At 67.4% G+C, this 22,042-nt stretch carries 23 protein-coding genes; 7 read left to right on the forward strand and 16 right to left on the reverse strand.

The genetic code is table 11. The annotated features are described in order from the left end of the window. Positions 1-32: 32 nt before the first annotated feature. The 4 genes from ctaD to MMB92_RS19365 form a co-directional block, all read right to left on the reverse strand. Positions 33-1,640, reverse strand: coding sequence for a cytochrome c oxidase subunit I (gene ctaD / locus MMB92_RS19350; protein WP_006477731.1), 1,608 nt, complete (start codon positions 1,638-1,640; stop codon positions 33-35). Between the two features lie 43 nt (positions 1,641-1,683). After that, positions 1,684-3,282 (reverse strand): cytochrome c oxidase subunit II, encoded by a 1,599-nt coding sequence (gene coxB, locus MMB92_RS19355; protein WP_060265647.1) that lies wholly within the window; start codon positions 3,280-3,282, stop codon positions 1,684-1,686. Positions 3,283-3,338: 56 nt separating this feature from the next. Then, positions 3,339-3,863 carry a DUF2244 domain-containing protein gene (locus MMB92_RS19360; RefSeq protein WP_006486400.1) on the reverse strand — a complete coding sequence of 175 codons (525 nt, stop codon included), beginning with the start codon at positions 3,861-3,863 and terminating at the stop codon, positions 3,339-3,341. A 195-nt stretch (positions 3,864-4,058) separates the two neighbouring features. Next, positions 4,059-5,024: a methyltransferase domain-containing protein gene (locus MMB92_RS19365; protein WP_048986797.1), complete on the reverse strand. Its 966-nt coding sequence runs from the start codon at positions 5,022-5,024 to the stop codon at positions 4,059-4,061. Positions 5,025-5,105: 81 nt separating this feature from the next. Here MMB92_RS19365 and MMB92_RS19370 point away from each other — a divergent pair, with 81 nt between their 5' ends. Then, complete coding sequence (locus MMB92_RS19370) at positions 5,106-5,903, forward strand: phosphoribosyltransferase family protein (protein WP_058901827.1); 798 nt, start codon at positions 5,106-5,108, stop codon at positions 5,901-5,903. 104 nt (positions 5,904-6,007) lie between these two features. After that, positions 6,008-6,478 carry a tRNA (uridine(34)/cytosine(34)/5-carboxymethylaminomethyluridine(34)-2'-O)-methyltransferase TrmL gene (gene trmL, locus MMB92_RS19375; RefSeq protein ID WP_034201336.1) on the forward strand — a complete coding sequence of 157 codons (471 nt, stop codon included), beginning with the start codon at positions 6,008-6,010 and terminating at the stop codon, positions 6,476-6,478. Between the two features lie 27 nt (positions 6,479-6,505). Here the strand turns inward: trmL and MMB92_RS19380 are convergent, their stop codons facing one another. The 5 genes from MMB92_RS19380 to MMB92_RS19400 form a co-directional block, all read right to left on the reverse strand. Beyond that, on the reverse strand, positions 6,506-7,030 hold the full coding sequence (locus MMB92_RS19380) for an O-acetyl-ADP-ribose deacetylase (RefSeq protein ID WP_006481556.1): 525 nt from the start codon (positions 7,028-7,030) through the stop codon (positions 6,506-6,508). A gap of 92 nt (positions 7,031-7,122) precedes the next feature. Continuing rightward, positions 7,123-8,121, reverse strand: coding sequence for an NAD(P)H-dependent glycerol-3-phosphate dehydrogenase (locus MMB92_RS19385; RefSeq protein WP_006499050.1), 999 nt, complete (start codon positions 8,119-8,121; stop codon positions 7,123-7,125). Between the two features lie 25 nt (positions 8,122-8,146). Then, a complete protein-coding gene (gene secB, locus MMB92_RS19390) occupies positions 8,147-8,638 on the reverse strand; it encodes a protein-export chaperone SecB (RefSeq protein WP_006481561.1) in 492 nt (163 codons plus the stop codon). Positions 8,639-8,745: 107 nt separating this feature from the next. Beyond that, positions 8,746-9,006: a glutaredoxin 3 gene (gene grxC / locus MMB92_RS19395; RefSeq protein ID WP_006477722.1), complete on the reverse strand. Its 261-nt coding sequence runs from the start codon at positions 9,004-9,006 to the stop codon at positions 8,746-8,748. Then, a complete protein-coding gene (locus tag MMB92_RS19400; RefSeq protein ID WP_006481558.1) occupies positions 9,003-9,425 on the reverse strand; it encodes a rhodanese-like domain-containing protein in 423 nt (140 codons plus the stop codon). Before MMB92_RS19400 ends, grxC begins: the two co-directional genes overlap by 4 nt. Before the next feature lie 136 nt (positions 9,426-9,561). Here MMB92_RS19400 and gpmA point away from each other — a divergent pair, with 136 nt between their 5' ends. From gpmA to moeB, 3 genes are all read left to right on the forward strand, one after another. Further along, the gene (gene gpmA, locus MMB92_RS19405) at positions 9,562-10,308 is read left to right on the forward strand and encodes a 2,3-diphosphoglycerate-dependent phosphoglycerate mutase (RefSeq protein ID WP_006481562.1); all 747 of its coding nucleotides are present in this window, start codon (positions 9,562-9,564) and stop codon (positions 10,306-10,308) included. 258 nt (positions 10,309-10,566) lie between these two features. Continuing rightward, positions 10,567-12,120 carry a S41 family peptidase gene (locus MMB92_RS19410; RefSeq protein ID WP_006487071.1) on the forward strand — a complete coding sequence of 518 codons (1,554 nt, stop codon included), beginning with the start codon at positions 10,567-10,569 and terminating at the stop codon, positions 12,118-12,120. 104 nt (positions 12,121-12,224) lie between these two features. Continuing rightward, the gene (moeB, locus tag MMB92_RS19415) at positions 12,225-12,977 is read left to right on the forward strand and encodes a molybdopterin-synthase adenylyltransferase MoeB (RefSeq protein ID WP_006487067.1); all 753 of its coding nucleotides are present in this window, start codon (positions 12,225-12,227) and stop codon (positions 12,975-12,977) included. 67 nt (positions 12,978-13,044) lie between these two features. Here the strand turns inward: moeB and ptsP are convergent, their stop codons facing one another. The 7 genes from ptsP to MMB92_RS19450 form a co-directional block, all read right to left on the reverse strand. Next, the gene (ptsP, locus tag MMB92_RS19420; RefSeq protein WP_006487070.1) at positions 13,045-14,817 is read right to left on the reverse strand and encodes a phosphoenolpyruvate--protein phosphotransferase; all 1,773 of its coding nucleotides are present in this window, start codon (positions 14,815-14,817) and stop codon (positions 13,045-13,047) included. 201 nt (positions 14,818-15,018) lie between these two features. Beyond that, on the reverse strand, positions 15,019-15,288 hold the full coding sequence (locus tag MMB92_RS19425) for an HPr family phosphocarrier protein (protein WP_006477716.1): 270 nt from the start codon (positions 15,286-15,288) through the stop codon (positions 15,019-15,021). A 73-nt stretch (positions 15,289-15,361) separates the two neighbouring features. After that, entirely contained in the window at positions 15,362-15,832 is a 471-nt protein-coding gene (locus MMB92_RS19430; RefSeq protein WP_006487073.1) for a PTS fructose transporter subunit IIA, read from the reverse strand. Between the two features lie 237 nt (positions 15,833-16,069). After that, a complete protein-coding gene (gene gshB / locus MMB92_RS19435; protein WP_006499053.1) occupies positions 16,070-17,026 on the reverse strand; it encodes a glutathione synthase in 957 nt (318 codons plus the stop codon). A gap of 25 nt (positions 17,027-17,051) precedes the next feature. Continuing rightward, positions 17,052-18,341: a glutamate--cysteine ligase gene (gene gshA, locus MMB92_RS19440; RefSeq protein WP_006477713.1), complete on the reverse strand. Its 1,290-nt coding sequence runs from the start codon at positions 18,339-18,341 to the stop codon at positions 17,052-17,054. A 243-nt stretch (positions 18,342-18,584) separates the two neighbouring features. Continuing rightward, the gene (locus tag MMB92_RS19445; protein ID WP_062911164.1) at positions 18,585-20,096 is read right to left on the reverse strand and encodes an ammonium transporter; all 1,512 of its coding nucleotides are present in this window, start codon (positions 20,094-20,096) and stop codon (positions 18,585-18,587) included. Positions 20,097-20,133: 37 nt separating this feature from the next. Continuing rightward, complete coding sequence (locus tag MMB92_RS19450; RefSeq protein ID WP_006398175.1) at positions 20,134-20,472, reverse strand: P-II family nitrogen regulator; 339 nt, start codon at positions 20,470-20,472, stop codon at positions 20,134-20,136. A 355-nt stretch (positions 20,473-20,827) separates the two neighbouring features. Between MMB92_RS19450 and MMB92_RS19455 the strand changes: the two genes are divergently transcribed. Then, positions 20,828-21,079 carry an accessory factor UbiK family protein gene (locus tag MMB92_RS19455; protein WP_006489451.1) on the forward strand — a complete coding sequence of 84 codons (252 nt, stop codon included), beginning with the start codon at positions 20,828-20,830 and terminating at the stop codon, positions 21,077-21,079. A 268-nt stretch (positions 21,080-21,347) separates the two neighbouring features. Next, a partial coding sequence (locus MMB92_RS19460; protein ID WP_277562864.1) for a magnesium chelatase domain-containing protein occupies positions 21,348-22,042 on the forward strand: 695 nt, incomplete at its 3' end.

Consider the following 22,042-nt stretch of genomic DNA (forward strand, 5'->3'; position numbering starts at 1 on the left):
GCGGCAGGCAGCGGCGGAACGCTAGGTGAAACTTATTCGACGTGCGGCGGTTGCTCGAACGTGTGGAACGGAGCCGGGCTCGGTACCGTCCACTCGAGGCCCGTCGCGCCATCCCACGGCTTGTCCGACGCCTTTTCCAGCTCGCCGCCGCCACGGTAGGCCGGCAGCGCGACCGCGAACAGGAAGTACACCTGCGCGAGGCCGAAGCCGAATGCACCGATCGTCGCCACCTGGTTGAAGTCCGTGAACTGCGCCGGGTAGTCCGCATAGCGGCGCGGCATGCCCGCGAGACCGACGAAGTGCATCGGGAAGAACGTCAGGTTGAAGAAGATCATCGACGCCCAGAAGTGGATCTTGCCGCGCGTCTCGTTGTACATCCAGCCCGTCCACTTCGGCGCCCAGTAGTACCAGCCCGAGAACAGCGCGAACAGCGAGCCGGCCACCAGCACGTAGTGGAAGTGCGCGACCACGAAGTAGGTGCCGTGATACTGGATGTCGAGCGGCGCCATCGCGAGCATCAGGCCCGTCAGACCGCCGAACGTGAACACGAACAGGAAGCCGATCGCGAACAGCATCGGGGTTTCGAACGTCATCGAGCCGCGCCACATCGTCGCGAGCCAGTTGAACACCTTCACGCCCGTCGGCACCGCGATCAGCATCGTCGCGTACATGAAGAACAGCTGGCCGGTGACCGGCATGCCCGTGGCGAACATGTGGTGCGCCCAGACCATGAACGACAGGATCGCGATCGATGCCGTCGCGTACACCATCGAGCTGTAGCCGAACAGCGTCTTGCGTGCGAACGCCGGGATCACCTGCGACACGATCCCGAACGCCGGCAGAATCATGATGTACACCTCGGGGTGGCCGAAGAACCAGAAGATGTGCTGGTACATCACCGGGTCGCCGCCGCCTGCCGCGTTGAAGAACGACGTGCCGAAGTGGCGATCGAACAGCACCATCGTGATCGCGCCTGCCAGAACCGGCATCACGGCGATCAGCAGGTACGCGGTGATCAGCCACGTCCACGCGAACATCGGCATCTTCATCAGCGTCATGCCCGGTGCGCGCATGTTCAGGATCGTCACGACGATGTTGATCCCGCCCATGATCGACGATGCGCCCATGATGTGGACCGCGAAGATCGCGAAGTCCATGCCCGGGCCCATCTGCGTCGACAGCGGTGCGTACAGCGTCCAGCCGGCCGCCGTCGCGCCGCCCGGCGCGAAGAACGAACCGACCAGCAGCACGGCCGCGACCGGCAGCAGCCAGAAGCTGAAGTTGTTCATCCGCGCGAACGCCATGTCGGATGCGCCGATCTGCAGCGGAATCATCCAGTTCGCGAAGCCGACGAACGCCGGCATGATCGCGCCGAACACCATGATCAGGCCGTGCATCGTCGTGAGTTCGTTGAAGAACTCCGGACGCATGATCTGCAGGCCCGGCTCGAACAGCTCGGCACGGATGCCGAGTGCCATCACGCCGCCCGACAGGAACATGATGAACGAGAACAGCAGGTACAGCGTACCGATGTCCTTGTGGTTGGTGGCGAACAGCCAGCGACGCCAGCCGTGCGGGGCTTCGTGCGCGTGGTCGTCGTGCGCGTGGTCCGCGGCTACGTCGTGCCCGATGCTAGACATGAGAATCTCCTAATGCGAATACGTCGACTAACTCAGCGACACGTCAAGCCGCCGGGCCGATCTCGACACGCCGGGCTTCCTTCGCGTCAGCCCCGCCCGTGATCGTTTCCGGCTTTTTGAGAATAATGTGGTCTTCCGCCACGCCTGCTGCCTTCAGCGCATCGCGCACGGCCTGCGCCCGATGCTTCGCCAGCTCGGCGTTCGCGTCGGCCGAGCCCGTCTTGTCGGTGAAGCCCGACAGCGCGAGCTTCGCGTCCGGATGCGCCTTCGCATAGTCGGCCGCGGCGGCGATCGCCGCTTTCGCGTCGGCCGGCAGCACGCTCTTGCCCGTCTCGAAGTAGATCGTCGACAGCGCGGCCGATGCCGCTGCCGCCGGCTGCTCGGCGCCCGACGCGGCTTGCGCCGGCGCCGAAGCCGCTTCCGCCGGGGCCGCTGCCGTTGCCGCGCCTGCCGTGTCTTCCGGCAGCTTGCCGTTGCGTGCGTCGGCCACTTGCTTCGGCTGCAGCAGGTCGTTCTTGTGGTTGCCCCACGAGTTGCGTTCGTACGTAACGACCGAAGCGATGTCGAGGTCCGACAGCGACGCCCACGACGGCATCGCGCCCTTGCCGTGCAGCACGCGCTCGACGTGCGCGGCGATCGGGCCGTTCACGATCGGGCTGCCGTCCATCGCCGGGAATGCGCCGAGGCCCTTGCCGTTCACCTGGTGGCAAGCCGCGCAGTTCGCCTTGTAGACTTCCTCGCCGTGCGCGACGAGTTCGGCCATCGTGTAGACCTTGTTCGGGTCGACCGCCGCGCTGGCCAGCTTGGCCTTCTGCGCCGCCACCCACTTCGCGTAGTCGTCGTCCGACAGGACTTCGACGACGACCGGCATGTACGCGTGCTCCTTGCCGCACAGCTCGGTACAGAAGCCGCGGAACGTGCCGACCTTGTCGGCCTTGAACCACGTGTCGCGCACGAAGCCGGGGATCGCATCCTGCTTCACGCCGAACGCGGGCACGTACCACGAGTGGACGACGTCGTTCGCGGTCGTGATGATGCGGATCTTCTTGTTGACCGGCACGACGAGCGGGTTGTCGACTTCCTGCAGATAGGTGTCGGTGATCGGCTTCTTGCCCATCACTTCGTCGCGCGGGGTGGTCAGCGTCGACAGGAAGCCGATGCCCTCGCCCGGGCCCTTCACATAGTCGTAGCCCCACTTCCACTGGTAGCCGGTGACCTTGATCGTGAGATCGGCGTTCGTCGTGTCCTTCATCGCGACGACGGCCTTCGTCGCCGGCAGCGCCATCAGCACGACGATGACGAACGGCACGATCGTCCAGATGATCTCGACGGTCGTGCTTTCATGGAAATTGGCGGCCTTGTGGCCCTTGGATTTGCGGTGCGCGAAGATCGAATAGAACATCACGCCGAACACGCCGACGAAGATCACCGTACACAGGATCAGCATCATCGTGTGGAGATCGTAGAGCTCCTCGGCGATCTTCGTGACAGGCGGCTGAAAGTTGATCTCGTTGACACGGGGGCCGCCCGGGCTATCACCGACCGCCAGGGCCGCACCGGCAAAGAGCAATCCGCTGCATGCCAGCACGCCCGTGAGGGCTCGCTTGATTGTTTTCATAGCATCCTTACCCAAAATTTCCATTCAAACCCTCCCCCGTCGCAAGCCACCGGCCTCGTCCGGCCGATGACCGCGCCTCGTCAGCCGCAGCGCCTGAGCGACACGCGCAGTTCGTCGGCGAACTGCGCACGCTTGTACTGCGCGAGATGCTGCCCGATTACGACGGTCTGCCCGCGCGATACCAGCCGAATCGGATCGCGTGGCGTCGCACCCGGCTCGACCCGCACCCAGCGCGGGTTGAATTCGATCTGCGTGAGCCGCTCCGCATCCATCCGCTCGATCACGAGCCGGTGCGGAAACAGCCTGATGCGCTCGTAATCGACCGCATGGCGAGCATAGATCGCAAATGCGACACCCACCGCCAGCAACTCGATTCCGGTGAAGGGCATGACGAGCCAGACCCCTCTCCACATCAGCAACGCCGCGATCGCCAGCGAGAAGCCCGCGAGCGACGCGTAAAACAGCACGAACTGGCGTGGCGACACCGAACAGTTGCGTTTCATGAGCCAGTCTTCGAGGACCGGTTCGCTGTCCGCCGTCTCCGCCAAAACCCTCGCTGCTTCCATCGCCGCCTCACGCGAATGGCATGCGATGCATGCCTGCATCGGACTCGTCGCCCCGTATTGCGGGGACCCCGGGACGACAAGCTGACGCATTATAGGCGGGTTCAATGGCATCCACAAGCAAGCGCCTATCGCCCGCCAAGCCAAGTGCGACAAGCTTTCCGGCCGTTTTTGGCGCCAATTCGACCCCGCTTTGCGCCGCTAATTTCAGACATAACAAAACCCCTCTTTACCGCTTTACCGATTCTTCGGACGCCCCTTGCCGATGTCCTCGATGCGCACGATCCCGTGGCCTTCCGCGGTCGTGCGCGGCACGGCCTTCCACGCGTGGCCGTAGATCACCTCGAAGGTCAGCGGGATCGTGCCGTCCTCGCGCCGGCGCGCGTCCAGCGCGTCGCCGAGCGCCGCGCGAAAGCGTCGCGTCGCGTGCTGCGGCGCCGTGCGCTCGAACGGATAGGCGCCCCAGCGGCGCACGTCGGCCAGCAGGGAGTCGGGGGATTTGTAGGTGACGGTCAGCACTTCCTGGTCCATCACGGGAATCTCGAAGCCGCTCTCGACGAGCATGTCGCCGAGGTCGTGCATGTCGACGAAATCGATCACGCGCGCGGCGGGCGGCGCGATGCCGAGCGCCGCTTCGGCGTCCGCGCAGGCCGCGCGCAGCTCGCGCAGCGTGTCCGGGCCGAGCGTGCTGAACATCAGCAGGCCGTTCACGCGCAGCACGCGCTGCCATTCAGGAAACACCGTATCGGGACGCGAATGCCAGTGGAGCGCGAGATTCGACCAGATCAGGTCGAACGCGCCACCGGGAAACGGCAGCGCGGCGAAGTCGGCCTGCGCGACGCGCGGGCCGCGCTGGCCCAGCGCCCGGCCGAGCGACGCCGGCAGCCAGCGGCGCCAGTTGGTCTGCTCGACCTCGCGCTGGCCGGCCCGCGCGAGCATCGCGCCGGACAGGTCCACGCCGAACACAGGCGCCTCCGGAAAGCGCGCGCGCAGCGCCGGCAGGTCGTCGCCCGGGCCGCAGCCCGCGTCGAGTACGGCCGCGGGGCTCACCTTGATGTATTCGAGGCGCTCGTTCATCCGCTGCGCGATCTCGCGCGGCAGGAACGCGACCGCATCGAACGTGGCGGCACGGCGGTCGAAGATCCGCCGCAGGCGCCGGGTGTCATTGGCCGGACGGCCGGTTGAAGTCGAAGCTGGGGACATGTCGGGCACACTGGCGAAGAGCCCGAAGTATACTCGCTCGCCTCGCAAGCTTCATTGAGGCGGCGTGCCAGGAGTGTTGCGATGGTCCGCGGTTCCGCCGAGCGCACGATGCGCGTCGTTTTGTCGCAGGTTCGAACGCTGGTCGTGCGCGTTGCCGCGGTCGCATTGCCGAATCGCTGCGCGTTGTGCGGCAATTTGTCACACGGAGTGATTTGCGGCGCCTGCGATGCCGCGTACTGGAATGAAGCGAGGCTGCGCTGCGCGGTCTGCGCGCTGCCGCTCGGTGTCGGACATGCGCGATCGCCTGGCGGCCGTCGTACCGGCGCCGGCCGCGCGACCGCGTACCGGTGCGACGCGTGCCGCACCGCGCCGCCGCCGTTCGATGCGACGCTCGCGCTTGCCGATTACCGCGCACCGCTCGACGGGCTCGCGCGCGGCCTGAAGTTTCACGCGCGACTCGCGCTCGGCGGCGAATTCGCGGCCCGGCTCGCCCGGCTGGTCGACGATACGCACGGCGCGAGCGGCTTCGACCTCGTCGCGCCGGTGCCGCTGTCGCACCGGCGGCTCGTCGCGCGCGGCTACAACCAGGCGTGGGCGATCGCACGTCCGCTCGCGCGCCGGCTCGGCGTGCAAGCGGACGCAACCTTGCTCACGCGCGTCGCCGACACCGCGCCGCAGTCGCGGCTCGACCGGCACGCACGGCGCGACAACGTGATGACGGCTTTCGCGGTGGCCGGCGGCGTCGCCGGCCGCCACATCGCGCTCGTCGACGACGTGATGACGTCCGGCGCGACGCTCGCGGCGGCCGCGCAGGCGCTGAAGGCGGCGGGCGCCGCGCGCGTGACGAATCTGGTTGCGCTGCGCACCGCCAGGGATTAATTAGAGAGAGAGAGACCGGCCGCCGCGAATGCGGCCGTCACGAACCGGTCGGCCGGGAGCCCGCGCGCGTTGCGCGGCTCCGGCCGGCCCAGCCAAATCGAAACATGTTCAACGTCGTCCTCGTCGCCCCCGAAATTCCGCCGAACACCGGCAACGTGATCCGCCTGTGCGCGAACACCGGCGCGCACCTGCACCTGATCGAGCCGCTCGGCTTTCCGCTCGACGACGCGCGCATGCGTCGCGCCGGCCTCGACTATCACGAGTATGCGCAAATGCGCGTGCACCGCGACTGGGACGCATTCGTCGCCTCCGAAGCGCCCGATCCCGCGCGGATGTTCGCGTTCACGACGCGCGGCTCGGGCCGCTTCCACGATCGTGCGTTCCTGCCCGGCGACTGGTTCGTGTTCGGCTCGGAAACGCGCGGCCTGCCGGCCGAGCTGCTCGAACGCTTCCCGAACGAACAGCGCGTGCGCCTGCCGATGCGACCCGACAACCGCAGCCTGAACCTGTCGAACACGGTCGCGGTGGTCGTGTTCGAGGCGTGGCGCCAGGCCGGCTTCGAAGGCGGCGCCTGACGCTCGCCGCGCGCGGCGTCGAACGCGTCAGGTCCGCGCGAGCCGTGCGCGGTACAGGTCGTAGATATCGGGGGAAAAGCACGCGAACACCACGCGTGTGAGGTTCGGCGCCTGCGCGAGCATCTCGGCGACGGTGCCGACCGCGATATCGACGGCGGCTTCGGCCGGATAGCGGTAGACCCCGCAACTGATCGCCGGGAACGCGATCGACGTCGCGGCGACTTCCTCGGCCAGCTCGATCGCGCGCCGGTAGCACGACGCGAGCAACTCGGCCTCGCCACGCGCGCCGCCGTACCAGACCGGCCCGACCGCGTGGATCACATAGCGCGCCGGCAGCCCGTGGCCGCGCGTGAGCTTCGCGTCGCCGGTGTCGCAGCCGCCGAGCGTGCGGCACTCGGCGAGCAGGCCGGGGCCGGCCGCGCGGTGAATCGCGCCGTCGACACCGCCCCCGCCGAGCAGCGAGCCGTTCGCGGCGTTGACGATTGCGTCGACCTCGAGCGTCGTGATGTCGACGACTTGCGCATCGAGCGTGGTGGAATGGATCTGCAGCATGACGACCTCGCGGAACGCCGGAGATTGTTCAAGCGTAGTCCGCTTTGGCGCCGCGCGCCCGGCGCAACCGTGCCGGGCGAACCCGGCTCGCGCTACTCGGCGCGCGCGTCGCGGCGCAACAGGCCGCTGACGGCGTCGCGCGGCGCGATGCCGTCGAACAGCACCCCGCACACGGCTTCCGTGATCGGCATTTCGATCGATTGCGCGCGCGCGAGCGCCAGCACGGCCTGCGCGCAGCGCACGCCTTCGGCCACGTGGCCGAGCGCGCCGAGGATGTCGTTGAGCGTGCGGCCGGCCGCCAGTTGCAGGCCGACCGTGCGGTTGCGCGACAGGTCGCCCGTCGCGGTGAGGATCAGGTCGCCGAGGCCCGTGAGGCCCGTGAAGGTTTCCGCGCGGCCGCCGAGCGCCACGCCGAGCCGCGACATTTCGGCGAGGCCACGCGTGATCAGCGCGGCGCGCGCGTTCAGCCCGAGGCCGAGGCCGTCGGAAATGCCGGTCGCGATCGCCAGCACGTTCTTCACCGCGCCGCCGACCTCGACGCCGACCACGTCGTCGCCCGTATAGATCCGCATCGCGCCGTGATGGAACGCGGCGAGCGTGCGCTCGCGGCATCCGGCCGACGTGCTCGCCACCGTCAACGCGACGGGCAGCGACTGCCCGACCTCGCGCGCGAAACTCGGGCCCGACAGCACGCCGTTGCTCTGCTGTCCGGGCAGCTCGGCCGCGATCACCTGATGCGGCAGCAGGTGCGTGTCGGCCTCGAAGCCCTTGCAGACCCAGACGATATGCGCGGGCACGCAGCCGGCGTCGCGCATCGCGTGACACAGCGTGCGCAGCCCGGCCACCGGCGCGGCGATCACGCACAGCGCGTCGTCCGCGGCGCCATGCGCGAGCGCGACGCCGAGATCGGCGTCGTAGCGCAGCGCGTCAGGCAACGCGATGCCGTCCAGATAGCGGGAATTTTCGTGCCGGGCCTGCAGCCCGGCGATGAGCGCGGCGTCGCGCGCCCACAAAAGCGTATCGTGCCGCGCGGCCAGATGGCCCGCGAGCGCGGTGCCCCAGGCACCGGCGCCGAGAACGGCTACTTTCATACCCAGCACCGGTCCGAGCGAAACGTCAGTTCAGCGTCGTGCCATTCGGCGCGCCGTTCGGTGCGCCTGCCGCACCAGCCTGCTGCTGGAGCTGCGCGAGACGCTGCTCGTACAGCGCCTGGAAGTTGATTTCCGCGAGGTGGATCGGCGGGAAGCCGGCGCGCGTGATCGCGTCGGCGATGTTCGAGCGCAGGTACGGGAACAGGATCGTCGGGCATGCGATGCCGACGAGCGGGTCGAGCTGTTCGTCCGGAATGTTGCGAATGTCGAAAATGCCGGCCTGCTTCGCTTCGATCAGGAACGCGACCTTGTCCTTCACCTTCGCGGTGACGGTACCCGACACGACGACTTCGAACACGCTTTCCGCGAGGCGGTCGGCCTTGACGTCGACTTCGACTTCAACCGACGGCATGTCCTGCTCGAGGAAGATCGCCGGCGAATTCGGCTGCTCGAGCGACATATCCTTCAGGTAGACGCGCTGGATGTTGAAGAACGGTTGGTTTTCGACGTCGGACATGGTGTTTCCCTAAAAGTGGTGACGGGGCGGCCCGGCTGCTCGCCGGCCGCCACGGATGAATCCTGCGCGCCCAAGCCGCGGCGCGGCCGGCGGCCATTCTGCCCTAATCAGGCCGCTTGCAGAAGCGGCACGAGGCCGCCTTCGCGGTCGAGCTTCGACAGATCGTCGTAGCCGCCGACGTGCGTGTCGCCGATATAGATCTGCGGCACCGTGCGGCGCCCCGTGCGCGTCATCATTTCCTCGCGGCGGGCCGGATCGCGATCGATCAGCACCTTTTCGATCTGCTCGACGCCGCGCAGCTTCAGCAGGCGCTCGGCCTGCATGCAATACGGACACACCTGCGTGCTGTACATCAAAACCTTGTTCACTTCGCCACTCCTTGTTTGACGACCGGCATCCCGGCCTGCTGCCAGGCGGCCACGCCGCCTTCGAGCACGTGCACCTCGGCGTACCCCGCCGCCTCGACCTCGCGCGCCGCCTTCTGCGACTGCTGGCCGTTCTGGCAGACGAGCAGCACCGGGGTGCTCTTGTTCTTCGCGACCTGCGCAATTTTCGCGCCGATCTCGCCCGCCGCGACCTGACGCGCCGACGGCAGGTGGCCGGCGGCGAAGTCGGACGCGGCGCGCAGATCGATCACGACCGCGTTGCGGCGATTGATGAGCTGCGTCGCCTCGGCGGCAGACAGGCCGCCGCGGCCGCGGCGCAGGGCCGGCCATGCAAGCAGGCCGCCGGAAACCAGCAGAATCGCGATAAGGGCCAGGTTCGTGTAATTGGTAAAGAACGTCACGGAATGCCGCCGGAAAAAGAGAAATCGGATGAGGACAATCCTGCCATTATAAAATAACCGTCTTGCGCGATGTCGGGCCCCGGTTCGGTCCCGCGCGACGCGCCCCGCTTCCCTATCACTACCGACCGCAAGATCCATGTACAAACTCGTTCTCATCCGCCACGGCGAATCGACGTGGAACAAGGAAAACCGCTTCACCGGCTGGGTCGACGTCGACCTGACCGAACAGGGTCGCAACGAGGCCTACCAGGCCGGCGAATTGCTCAAGGAGGCCGGCTACACGTTCGACATCGCGTACACGTCGGTGCTCAAGCGCGCGATCCGCACGCTGTGGCACGTGCAGGACAAGATGGACCTGATGTACCTGCCGGTCGTCCATTCGTGGCGCCTGAACGAGCGCCACTACGGCGCGCTGTCGGGCCTGAACAAGGCGGAAACGGCCGCCAAGTTCGGCGACGAGCAGGTGCTCGTGTGGCGCCGCAGCTACGACACGCCGCCGCCCGCGCTCGAGCCGACCGACGAACGCGCGCCGTTCAACGACCCGCGCTACGCGAAGGTGCCGCGCGAGCAGCTGCCGCTCACCGAGTGCCTGAAGGACACGGTTGCGCGCGTGCTGCCGCTGTGGAACGAGTCGATCGCGCCGGCGGTGCGCGCCGGCAAGCAGGTGCTGATCGCCGCGCACGGCAACTCGCTGCGCGCGCTGATCAAGTACCTCGACGGCATCTCGGACAGCGACATCGTCGGCCTGAACATCCCGAACGGCGTGCCGCTCGTCTATGAGCTCGACGAAAACCTGAAGCCGATCAAGCACTATTACCTCGGCGACCAGGAAGCGATCGCGCAGGCGCAGGCCGCCGTCGCGAAGCAAGGCAAGGCGGGCTGACGCCCGGCGCGGCGGGCAGGCCCGGTTCCGGCGCGGCGTGCCCGGCCCCGGTCGCCCGCTGCACGCGCTGCACGCCGCGCGAACCTTCACGGCCCCGCTGCGGTCGAACCCGCTTTCGAACCGCAGCGCCCCCGCCGGGGCCTCTGCGGCCTTTTCGACGCTTTTCGCGCCGTTCCACTGAGTTATCGGACGAACAGTTATACTTGTCCGCTACATCCCCGCTACCGCCACGCGCTTCCCGACCGCACCAGACTCTCTATGCGAATGAATTTGAAGAACATCGGCCTGATTGCCGCGGGCCTCGCCACGGGCGTGTTCGCCACGCTGCAGGTTTCCGCATCGGCCGAGCAGACCGCCACGGCGCCGCTTCCCCTCGACCAGCTCCGCCTGTTCGCGGAGGTATTCGGGCAGATCAAGCGCGAGTACGTCGAACCGGTCGACGACAAGAAGCTGCTGACGGCGGCGATCAAGGGCATGGTGTCGAGCCTCGATCCGCACTCGTCGTTCCTCGACAAGACCGACTATGACGAGCTGCAGGAGCAGACGAAGGGCCGCTTCGCGGGTCTCGGCATCGAGATCTCGCAGGAAGACGGCCTCGTCAAGGTGATCTCGCCGATCGAGGACACCCCCGCGTTCCGCGCCGGCATCCGTCCGGGCGACCTGATCACGCGCATCAACGACAAGCCGGTGCGCGGCATGACGCTCGACAAGGCCGTCAAGCAGATGCGCGGCGAGCCGGGCACCAAGGTCACGCTGACGATCTTCCGCAAGAGCGACGACCGCACGTTCCCGGTCACGGTCACGCGCGCGATCATCAAGGTCCAGAGCGTGAAGATGAAGATGCTCGATCCGGGCTACGCGTATGTCCGCATCACGAGCTTCCAGGAGCGCACGACGCCCGATCTCGCGCAGAAGCTGCAGGACATCGCGCGCCAGCAGCCGAACCTGAAGGGCCTCATCCTCGACCTGCGCAACAACGGCGGCGGCCTGCTGCAGAGCGCGGTCGGCGTGGCCGGCGCGTTCCTGCCGCCCGACTCGGTCGTCGTGTCGACCAACGGCCAGATCCCCGATTCGAAGCAGGTCTACCGCGATACGTACGACAACTATCGCCTGCCGTCCTTCGACGGCGATCCGCTGAAGAACCTGCCGCCGATCTTCAAGACCGTGCCGATGATCGTGCTGACGAACGCGTATTCGGCGTCCGCGTCGGAAATCGTCGCCGGTGCGCTGCAGGATTCGAAGCGCGCGCAGATCATGGGCAAGACGACGTTCGGCAAGGGTTCGGTGCAGACGGTGCGCCCGATGACGGCCGACACCGCGCTGCGTCTGACCACCGCGTACTACTACACGCCGAGCGGCCGTTCGATCCAGAACAAGGGCATCACGCCGGACGTGCCGGTCGATCAGTACGCGGACGGCGATCCGGACGACGTGCTCGTGACGCGCGAGGTCGACTACACGAACCACCTCGCGAACACGCAGGATCCGAACGAGAAGAAGGAGCAGGAAGAACGCGAACAGCGCCGGATGGATCAGCTGCGCATTCTCGAAGAGCAGAACGACAAGAAGACGCCGGAGCAACGCCAGAAGGATCGCGATCGCAAGCCGATCGAGTTCGGCAGCGCCGACGACTTCATGATGCAGCAGGCGCTCAACAAGCTCGAAGGCAAGCCGGTCCAGGAATCGAAGTCGCTGCTCGCCGAGAGCACGACCAAGAGCCCGGCCGCGAAGGCGGCGACGGCGTCGAAGGCATCGGGCGCAAGCGCCGCGAAGCCGGCTTCCGCACCGAAGCCCGCATCCGCGCCGAAGTAAGCGCCGGCCGGCATCGAACGGGCCATCGCGGGAAGACCGCGATGGCCCGTTTTTCATGCGCGCCTAAAATAACGAACGTCCGCCCGCCTCGCTCACGACTCCCCATGAACGACGATCAACTCCTTCGCTACTCCCGCCACATCCTCGTCGACGAGATCGGCATCGAGGCGCAGCAGCGCTTTCTCGATGCGCATGCGATCGTCGTCGGCGCGGGCGGCCTCGGCTCGCCGGCCGCGATGTATCTCGCGGCGTCCGGAGTCGGCACGCTCACGCTCGTCGACGCCGACACGGTCGATCTCACGAACCTGCAGCGGCAGATCCTGCACGTGACGGCCTCGGTCGGCCGCAGCAAGGTCGAGTCGGGGCGCGACGCGCTCGCGCAACTGAACCCCGAGGTGACGGTGAACGCGGTCGCGGAGCGCGTCGACGATGCGTGGCTGGACGCGCACGTGCCGCATGCGAGCGTCGTGCTCGACTGCACCGACAACTTCGCGACGCGGCACGCGATCAATCGCGCGTGCGTCGCGCACGGCGTGCCGCTCGTGTCGGGCGCCGCGCTGCGCTTCGACGGCCAGATCAGCACGTTCGACTTCCGCGACGCGGCCGCGCCCTGCTATGCGTGCGTGTTCCCGGAAGACCAGCCGTTCGAGGAAGTCGCGTGTTCGACGATGGGCGTGTTCGCGCCGACCGTCGGGATCATCGGCGCGATGCAGGCGGCCGAGGCGCTGCGCGTGATCGGCGGCATCGGCAAGACGCTCAACGGCCGGCTGATGATGCTCGATTCGCTGCGGATGGAATGGACGACGATGAAAATCGCGCGCCAGGCCGACTGCCCCGTGTGCGGGGGTCGGCACTGACGCGCGACGGGCATGCGCTGGACGCGCATGCGTGACACTTCGCTACAGTTGGCGGCGACGAAAACGCCTACGCGGCCGCGTCCGCCCGCGGCTCGGCGACCGACAGCCGCTGCAGCGCCGCCTGCACTTCCTCCGGCTCGAACGCGGCCAGCACGTCGGCCGTCGGCTTTTCGAGCGCCTTCAGGTGCGCGCGCAGGATCTCCTGCTTCACGACGAGCAACTGGCTCGGGTGCATCGAGAACTCGGTGAGCCCCATCCCGAGCAACAGGCGCGTGAGCGCCGGGTCGCCCGCCATCTCCCCGCACACCGACACCGACACGCCCGCGCGCTTCGCTTCGCGCAGCGTGTACGCGATCAGATGCAGCACGGCCGGATGCAGCGGGTCGTACAAGTGCGCGACCGCGTTGTCCGCGCGATCGATCGCGAGCGTGTACTGAATCAGGTCGTTCGTGCCGATCGACAGGAAGTCGAAGCGCTTCAGGAACAGCGGCAGCGCGATCGCCGCGGCCGGGATCTCGATCATCGCGCCGAGGCGCACGTTCGGATCGTATGCGAGCCCCGCGTCGTCAAGCTGGCGCTTCGCCTCGCGGATCAGGTCGAGCGTCTGGTCGATCTCCTGCGCATGCGCGAGCATCGGGATCAGGATCTTCACCTGGCCGAACGCGGACGCGCGCAGGATCGCACGCAACTGCGTGAGGAACATCTGCGGCTCGGACAGGCTCCAGCGGATCGCGCGCAGCCCGAGCGCCGGGTTCGGCGCCGTTTCGTAGCCTTCGTCGAGCGCCTCGAGCGGTTTATCGGCGCCGACGTCGATCGTGCGGATCGTCACCGGCATGCCCTTCATCCACTCGACGGCCCGCTTGTACGCGGCGAACTGCTCCTCCTCTTCCGGCATCTCCTTCTGATGCATGAACAGGAACTCGGAGCGGAACAGGCCGACGCCGACCGCGCCGGCCTCGACGGCCGCCTTCGCGTCGTCGGGCAGCTCGATGTTCGCGTACAGCTCGATCTTCGTGCCGCACAACGTTTGCGTCGGCGAGAACTTCAGGCGCTGCAGCTTGCGTTGCTCCAGCAGCTTCTCGGACTGGCGGTACGAATATTCCTCGAGGACGATCGGCGCCGGATCGACGATCACGATGCCCTGGTCGCCGTCGACGATGATCAGGTCGTCCTGGCGGATCAGCGAGCTCGCATGCTGCACGCCGACCGCGGCCGGAATGCCGAGACTGCGCGCGACGATCGCCGTGTGCGACGTGCGCCCGCCGAGATCGGTGACGAACGCCTGGAACGACTGCGTCTTGAACTGCATCATGTCGGCCGGCGCGATGTCGTGCGCGACGACGATCATGTCGTTCGTGCCGTTCCTGGCCGCGCCGTCGAGCGCCTGCGACGCGGACGGCGCACCGGCGAGCGCCTTCAGCACACGCTCGACCACTTGCTCGATGTCGGCCTTGCGCTCGCGCAGGTACTCGTCCTCGATGTCGTCGAAATGGCGCGTCAGCAGTTCGAGTTGCTCGGTCAGCGCCCATTCGACGTTGTAGCGGCGCGTGCGGATCAGGTCGATGGTTTCCTGCACGAGCATCTCGTCGCTCAGGATCATCGTGTGGACGTCGATGAATGCGCCGACTTCGCTCGGGGTGTCGTCGGTCAGGTCGGCGCGCAGCGCTTCGAGCTCGCGACGCACGACGTCGAGAGCCGTGCGGAATCGCTCCACTTCGGCGTCGATCTGGTTGGCCTCGATCAGGTAATGGGCGACGTCGAGCGCCGCCGGCGCGATCAGATACGCTCGCCCGATCGCGATACCTCGTGAGACGGGAATGCCATGCAGCGTGAAGGACACGCGCACCTCCTCTGTACAAGTAAAGCCGCGGCACACTGCTGCGATGCGCTTATGACCCCGGTTAGCGATTATAAATTCCGCGACTCCCTGCTGACTGCATGCAGCGCAGCATTGCGCATTCCGCATCAATGCTTCCGACGAAAAAAATGCCGCGAGATCCGCGGCATTCTGACTGGAAACGGCAATGATTCCGCGTGGCGATCACTGGCCTTCGCCGAACTTGTCGGCGATCAGCTTCAGCAGCGCGTCCATCGCTTCCCGCTCGTCGGGCCCTTCGGTTTCGATCGTCACGGTGCTGCCGATGCCGGCAGCCAGCATCATCACGCCCATGATGCTCTTCGCATTGATCTTGCGCCCGTTGCGTGTCATCCAGACTTCGGACTGGAAGTTGCCGGCCAGTTGCGTAAGCTTGGCCGATGCGCGCGCATGGAGCCCCAATTTATTGACGATGGTGGTTTCTTGTTGAAGCATGATTCTCGGTCGGGTCGGTCTGGACCGCCGGCGGCACGCGTCGGCGGGTCGGTCTAAAACGGAAAACGGCGGCTCAGTGCGATTCGGTGCGCGGTTGCGGCTCCGGCGGAATCGGCGCGCACTGGCCGCAGCCGGTTTCCGTCGGCGGCGGCGGCGTGCCGGACGACACCTCGTGGACGCCCTTCGCGCCGCCGGACAGCGCCTTGTCGACCAGCTTGTCGAGCGGCACGGTGCGGTAGCAGACGGCCCGCACGAGCATCGGCAGGTTCACGCCGGCCAGCACGCGCACGTTGTCGAGCTTCGCGAGCTGGCCCGCGATGTTCGCGGGCGTCGCGCCGTACATGTCGGTCAGTACGACCACGCCGTTTTCTTCCCGCAGCCGCGCGAGTTCCGCGTGCGCAAACGCCATCACCTGGGTCGGATCGCTGTCCGCCATCACGTCGATGCAGCCGATGCGGGCAGGTACGCCGCCGTAGATGTGCGCGATACAGTCCCGCAGCGCGGTGGCGAGCGGGGCGTGCGCGATGATCAGGATCCCGGCCATGTCAGATCGCTCCCGGCCGCCCCTGGCGGGCCGATACCCCGCGGCGGGGCAATGAGCGTAGCGAGTGTGGGGAACGTTTCATGTTCAGCCTTGCAACAGTGTCGGCCCGACCGCCGGGCCTTCGGTGCGCCGATCACGGCACCGGGCGAGCGGGCATTGTAGCAGGCCGGTCAAGCTGCTCCGGCGACGGGGGACCTGCGCGGCCGCCGCCGGGGTTGCGCGGGAAACGGGTCGGGCCTACGCGGCCGCACGCTCCAGCGCGTCGATGAACATCGCGGCAACGTCGAAACCCGTCTGCTCCATGATCTCGCGGAAGCACGTCGGGCTCGTGACGTTCACCTCGGTCAGCCAGTCGCCGATCGCGTCGAGCCCGACCAGCAGCAGCCCGCGCGATGCGAGCACGGGCCCGAGCGTGTCGGCGATCTCGCGGTCGCGGGCCGTCAGCGGCTGCGCGACGCCGAGCCCGCCCGCGGCGAGATTGCCGCGCACCTCGCTGCCCTGCGGAATCCGCGCGAGCGAATACGGCACCGGCTCGCCGCCGATCAGCAGGATGCGCTTGTCGCCGGCCTTGATCTCGGGAATGAACTTCTGCGCCATCACCGAGCGCGTGCCGTCGTGGCTCAGCATCTCGACGATCGAACCGAGGTTCATGCCGTCCGGCTTCACGCGGAACACGCCCATCCCGCCCATCCCGTCGAGCGGCTTCAGGATCACGTCGCCGTGCTCGGCGTGGAACGCGCGCAGCCGTTTCGCGTCGCGCGTGACGAGCGTCGGCGCGACGAACTGCGGAAACTCGCCGATCGCGAGCTTCTCCGAATGGTCGCGGATCGACTGCGCCTTGTTGAACACGCGTGCACCCGCGCGCTCGGCCAGCTCGAGCAGCCACGTCGACGTCACGTACTCCATGTCGAACGGCGGATCCTTGCGCATCAACACCGCGCCGAACGATTCGAGACGGCGCGCGTCGACCGGGCCCGCGTCGAACCAGGTGTCGCGATGCAGGTCGTCCAGCTCGCCGACGAACGTGATGCGCCGCACGTCGGCCTCGACGGCCGAGCCCGTCCACGCGAGGTGGCGCGGCTCGCACGCGTACACCGCATGCCCGCGCCGGGCGGCCTCCGCCATCATCGCGTAGGTCGAATCCTTGTAGATCTTGAAATGCTCGAGCGGGTCGGCGATAAAAAGAATGTCCATGCGGGTCCTGTACGTAGCGAAGCCGTTACACCTGGATGGCTTCGGGATCGGTCTTTTCCAGTTCGATCGACGACGCGATCAGCGACAGCCGCGCGACGACGCCGTACATGTAGAAACGGTTCGGCGGCGCGGCGCCCGGCTTGGCGCCTGCATCCGGCAGCGCGGTGTGCTCGAAGCCGAGCGGCACGTAGTGCATGCCCGGCGCGTTCAGGTTCTGGTCGCGCTCGCGGCCGCCGTGCGTGCGGTAGAAGCCGCCGACCACGTAGCGGTCGATCATGTAGACGACCGGCTCGGCCACTTCGTCGCCGACGCGCTCGAACGTGTAGACGCCTTCCTGCACGATCACGTCGCGCACCGCGAGGCCGGCCTTCGATTCGGCCATCTGCGCGCGCTCGGCCTTCGTCATGCGGCCGATCTCGGCCGCGTCGTGCACGGTCATCACGCCACGGCCGGCGGTGCCCGCGTCGGCCTTCACGACGACGTACGGCTTCTCGCTGATCCCGTATTCGCGATACTTGCGCGCGATCTTCTTCAGCACGCCGTCGATCGCGTCGGCGAGCGCCTGCTCGCCTTCATGCGCCTGCCAGTCGACGCCTTCCACGTGCGCGAAATACGGATTCACCATCCACGGATCGACGCCGACCATCTTCGCGAACTTCTTCGCGACGTCGTCGTAGCACGAGAAATGCGTCGACTTGCGGCGCACGGCCCAGCCTGCGTGCAGCGGCGGCAGCAGGTACTGCTCGTGCAGGTTTTCCAGCACGGCCGGGATGCCGGCCGACAGGTCGTTGTTCAGCAGGATCGAGCACGGATCGAAATTCTTCAGGCCGAGGCGGCGCTGCGAACGCTCGAGCGGTTCGAGCACGATCTTCTGGCCGTCGGCCAGCGTGATCGGCGTCATGTCGGTGATGCTCGGGTCGAGCGAGCCGAAGCGCACGTTCAGGCCGGCCTGGCGCATGATCGTCGCGAGGCGCGCGACGTTTTCCAGGTAGAACGCGTTGCGGGTCGGCAGCTCGGGAATCACGAGCAGATTCTTCGCGTCCGGGCAGATTTTCTCGATCGCGGCCATCGCGGCCTGCACGGCGAGCGGCAGCACTTCGGACGGCAAATTGTTGAATGCGCCGGGAAACAGGTTCGCGTCGACGGGCGCCAGCTTGAAGCCGGCATTGCGCAGGTCCACCGAACAATAGAACGGCGGGGTGTGTTCCTGCCATTCGAGCCTGAACCAGCGTTCGATCGCAGGCGTCGCGTCGAGGATCTTCTGCTCGAGTTCGAGCAGCGGACCGTTCAACGCGGTAACGAGGTGGGGAACCATGAATCACTCGCGAGCGGGAGAATGAAGATTGTAGAGCAATTGCCTTGCCCATTTGGGGATTGTTCCCGGCTTCGCAAGGATATCGAGGAACTTTTCGGCTATTGACCCGATAGAGTGAAGGGTTATCCGCTACGGCAGCGGGTGACAGGAGAAAAAAAGCCCGCCGGGTGGGCGGGCCGAAGTCGCTGCGCTCATTCGGAGCGGGCGCCGTCGTCGCGGCGGCCCGCCGTTGATTCGTATGACTTATTCCACGTGCTCCCCGTGCAGGATCACGTCGAGACCTTCGCGCTCTTCCTCTTCGGTCACGCGCAGGCCGATCGTCAGGTCGATCAGCTTCAGCAGCACGAAGCTCAGCACGCCGCTGTAGACCAGCGTGATCAGCACGCCCTTGGCCTGCAGCAGCAGGCTGCCGTCGAAGCCGCCGATGTCCTTGACCGCGAATACGCCCGTCAGCAACGCGCCGAGAATCCCGCCGATGCCGTGCACGCCGAACGCGTCGAGCGAATCGTCGTAGCCGAGCTTGGACTTGAGCCAAGTCGCCGACCAGAAGCAGACGACGCCCGCCGCGATACCGATCACCAGTGCGCCCGCCACGCCGACGAAACCGGCGGCCGGCGTGATCGCCACGAGACCCGCGACCGCGCCCGACACGATGCCGAGCACCGACGGCTTGCCCTTCGCGATCCACTCGGCAAACATCCAGCCGAGCGCCGCGCAGGCGGTCGCCACTTGCGTGGTCAGCATCGCGAAGCCGGCACGGCCATCGGCCGCGACCGCGGAGCCCGCGTTGAAGCCGAACCAGCCGACCCACAGCATCGAGCCGCCGATCATCGTCAGCACCAGGTTGTGCGGCGCCATCGATTCACGGCCGTAGCCGACGCGCTTGCCGAGCACGAGGCACGACACGAGGCCCGCGATACCGGCGTTGATGTGCACCACCGTGCCGCCCGCGAAGTCGAGCACGCCGTCGGCCGACAGCCAGCCGGTCGGCTCCCACACCATGTGCGCGATCGGCACGTAGACGATCAGCGACCAGAGCGTCATGAACACGAGCATCGCCGAGAACTTCATCCGGTCGGCGAACGCGCCGCAGATCAGCGCCGGCGTGATGATCGCGAACGTCATCTGGTAGACGAAGTAGACCGATTCCGGAATCGTCGTCGCGAGATGGCTGACCGTCAGCGTCGTCGCCTTGTCACCCTTGATGTAGTTCATGCCGTGCAGGAACGCGCGCGACAGGCCGCCGATGAAGCCGTTGCCCGGCGTGAACGCGAGGCTGTAGCCGACCACCGTCCACAGCACCGTGATCACCGCGGTGATCGCGAAGCTCTGCATCACGGTCGCGAGCACGTTCTTCTTGCGGACCATGCCCGCGTAGAACAGCGCGAGGCCCGGGATCGTCATGAACAGCACGAGCGCGGTCGACGTCAGCATCCACGCGGTGTCGCCCGCGCTGATCTTCGACGAATCGACCGAGAACGGGGCGGTGGGCGCGGCCGGGGCGGCCGGCGCGGACGCGGCGGCGGCAGCCGATGCGTCGGTCACGCCCGAAGCCGGTGCGGCCGCAGCGGCGGTGGCGGATGCGTCGGCGCTCGGCGCCGAAGCGGCCGGTGCGGCGGCAGCCGATGCGTCGGAAGCGGTGGCGGCAGGCGCGGAACCGGCCGCGGCGGACGCCGCGTCGTCCGCGAGCGCGGAGCCGACGCCGGCCGCGATCAGCGAGCCGGCCATCAGCAGGGACATCAGAAGTTTGCGCATCTTGGGTTTCCTCTTGTCGCTTGTCTTGTGTGTTCTGTTACAGCGCGTCCGCGCCCGTCTCCCCGGTGCGAATCCGGATCACCTGTTCGATCGGCGTGACGAAGATCTTGCCGTCGCCGATCTTGCCCGTGCGCGCGGCCCGCTCGATCGCTTCCACCGCCTGGTCGACGAGATCGTCGGACACGGCCGCCTCGATCTTCATCTTCGGCAGGAAATCGACCACGTATTCGGCGCCGCGATACAGCTCGGTGTGCCCCTTCTGGCGCCCGAACCCTTTCACCTCCGTCACCGTGATGCCCGAGACGCCAAGCGCCGACAGCGCCTCGCGCGTCTCATCGAGCTTGAACGGCTTGATGATTGCGGTAATGAGTTTCATGAAGTCCTCTCGCTGGGTTGTCCCGTCGAATGAGTTGGAATGTTGTAACGGACTCTTCTCAGCAACTCGCATGCCATGTTCGTCCGAACACCGTCTCGAAGGGCTTCGAAGCGGGGTCGCATCCCGTGGTGTAAGGCGCGGAAGCCCGGCCGAATGGCCAACATGGCCCGGTTTGCTGGCGCGGCGAAAGGATCGTTGCTAGAGTGCACGCACGTCCCGGATCGCCGGGCCATTCACCCATGCGGGCGCCATGCCCGGAATTCGCGCCTCGCGCGCACCATTTCCGGTCATGCGTGCATCATGGGCACGTACGCAACTGAAGATGCACATTTTTTGTGCAAGGAAGGGAAATCACATGAAGCAACCCAGCGACGTTTTCAACGATCTGCAGTCGCGCGTCAGCGATTTGCTGAAAAACTCGCCGGCCAAGGACGTCGAGCGCAACGTGAAGGCCATGCTGTCGCAAGGCTTCTCGAAGCTCGATCTCGTCACGCGCGAGGAATTCGACACCCAGGCACAGGTGCTCGCCCGCACCCGCGTGCGCCTCGAGGAACTCGAAAAGCGCGTCGCGGAACTCGAGCAGAAGCTCGCCGCCCCGCAGGCCTGACGCCCCACCCGGCCAAACGGTCCGGGCGCGGGGCGCCCCCGGGGGCCCCCGCCCCCCCCCCCCCCCCGAAGCCGGTCCCGCTCTTCGTCGTCCGTCGTTCTTCGCAGCACCCTCCGCTCTTCGCAGTCCATCGCTCTTCGCAGTACGTCGTTCCGCAACACTCGTTCTTTCCCCCGCGCCACGCCGGCAAGCGCGCACCCGATTCCTCCGATTCCCGCGGCATGCGGCCCCGAACGGCCGTCGTCCGCCCGTTCACAGGAGCCTCGCCATGTCGCTCGCCGTGGTGCGCAGTCGCGCGCCCGCCTCCGGCCGCGCGCCGGACGTCACCGTCGAAGTCCATCTCGCCAACGGATTGCCGTCGTTCTCGATCGTCGGGCTGCCCGATCTCGAAGTCCGCGAAAGCCGCGAGCGCGTGCGCGCCGCGCTGCAGAACTGCGGATTCGAATTCCCGGTACGCCGCATCACCGTCAATCTCGCGCCGGCCGACCTGCCGAAGGAATCGGGCCGCTTCGACCTGCCGATCGCGCTCGGCATCCTCGCCGCGAACGGCCAGATCCCGGCCGACGCGCTGGCCGGCCGCGAATTCGCGGGGGAGCTGTCGCTGACGGGCGCACTGCGGCCGATGCGCGGCGCGTTCGCGATGGCGTGCGGCGCCGCGCGGGACTGGCGTGCGGCGGAATCCGGCGCGGGCCTCGCCGGCGGCCCGGGCCCGGATTCCGGCGCCGCGCGCGATTCCGTCGCGACCTCGCGGCCGCCCGAGCTGTACCTGCCGCTCGACAGCGCCGCCGAGGCCGCGCTCGTGCCGGGCGTGACCGTATTCGGTGCGCGCGACCTGCCCGCGCTGTGCGCGCACCTCGCGGATGCGCCGGACGGGCGGCTCGCGCCGGTCGCGGCGCCCTGTCTCGACGGCCTGCCGGCGCCCGCCGCGCCCGACCTCGCGGACGTCGTCGGCCAGCGCGGCGC

The sequence above is a fragment of the Burkholderia sp. IO2 genome (assembly GCF_029522185.1).
Taxonomy (GTDB): Bacteria; Pseudomonadota; Gammaproteobacteria; order Burkholderiales; family Burkholderiaceae; genus Burkholderia; species Burkholderia cenocepacia.

Bases quoted from the DNA above. Each gene is read 5' to 3' on its own strand.
- MMB92_RS19450 (WP_006398175.1), bottom strand. From the start codon at position 20,472: ATGAAACTCATTACCGCAATCATCAAGCCGTTCAAGCTCGATGAGACG.
- MMB92_RS19385 (WP_006499050.1), bottom strand. From the start codon at position 8,121: ATGAAAGTAGCCGTTCTCGGCGCCGGTGCCTGGGGCACCGCGCTCGCG.
- ctaD (WP_006477731.1), bottom strand. From the start codon at position 1,640: ATGTCTAGCATCGGGCACGACGTAGCCGCGGACCACGCGCACGACGAC.
- MMB92_RS19360 (WP_006486400.1), bottom strand. From the start codon at position 3,863: ATGCAGGCATGCATCGCATGCCATTCGCGTGAGGCGGCGATGGAAGCA.
- gshB (WP_006499053.1), bottom strand. From the start codon at position 17,026: ATGGACATTCTTTTTATCGCCGACCCGCTCGAGCATTTCAAGATCTAC.
- coxB (WP_060265647.1), bottom strand. From the start codon at position 3,282: ATGGAAATTTTGGGTAAGGATGCTATGAAAACAATCAAGCGAGCCCTC.
- MMB92_RS19430 (WP_006487073.1), bottom strand. From the start codon at position 15,832: ATGGCCGGGATCCTGATCATCGCGCACGCCCCGCTCGCCACCGCGCTG.
- MMB92_RS19410 (WP_006487071.1), top strand. From the start codon at position 10,567: ATGCGAATGAATTTGAAGAACATCGGCCTGATTGCCGCGGGCCTCGCC.
- MMB92_RS19425 (WP_006477716.1), bottom strand. From the start codon at position 15,288: ATGCTTCAACAAGAAACCACCATCGTCAATAAATTGGGGCTCCATGCG.
- secB (WP_006481561.1), bottom strand. From the start codon at position 8,638: ATGTCCGACGTCGAAAACCAACCGTTCTTCAACATCCAGCGCGTCTAC.
- MMB92_RS19380 (WP_006481556.1), bottom strand. From the start codon at position 7,030: ATGCTGCAGATCCATTCCACCACGCTCGATGCGCAAGTCGTCGACATC.
- MMB92_RS19445 (WP_062911164.1), bottom strand. From the start codon at position 20,096: ATGCGCAAACTTCTGATGTCCCTGCTGATGGCCGGCTCGCTGATCGCG.
- MMB92_RS19370 (WP_058901827.1), top strand. From the start codon at position 5,106: ATGGTCCGCGGTTCCGCCGAGCGCACGATGCGCGTCGTTTTGTCGCAG.
- MMB92_RS19455 (WP_006489451.1), top strand. From the start codon at position 20,828: ATGAAGCAACCCAGCGACGTTTTCAACGATCTGCAGTCGCGCGTCAGC.
- MMB92_RS19365 (WP_048986797.1), bottom strand. From the start codon at position 5,024: ATGTCCCCAGCTTCGACTTCAACCGGCCGTCCGGCCAATGACACCCGG.
- gshA (WP_006477713.1), bottom strand. From the start codon at position 18,341: ATGGTTCCCCACCTCGTTACCGCGTTGAACGGTCCGCTGCTCGAACTC.
- gpmA (WP_006481562.1), top strand. From the start codon at position 9,562: ATGTACAAACTCGTTCTCATCCGCCACGGCGAATCGACGTGGAACAAG.
- moeB (WP_006487067.1), top strand. From the start codon at position 12,225: ATGAACGACGATCAACTCCTTCGCTACTCCCGCCACATCCTCGTCGAC.
- trmL (WP_034201336.1), top strand. From the start codon at position 6,008: ATGTTCAACGTCGTCCTCGTCGCCCCCGAAATTCCGCCGAACACCGGC.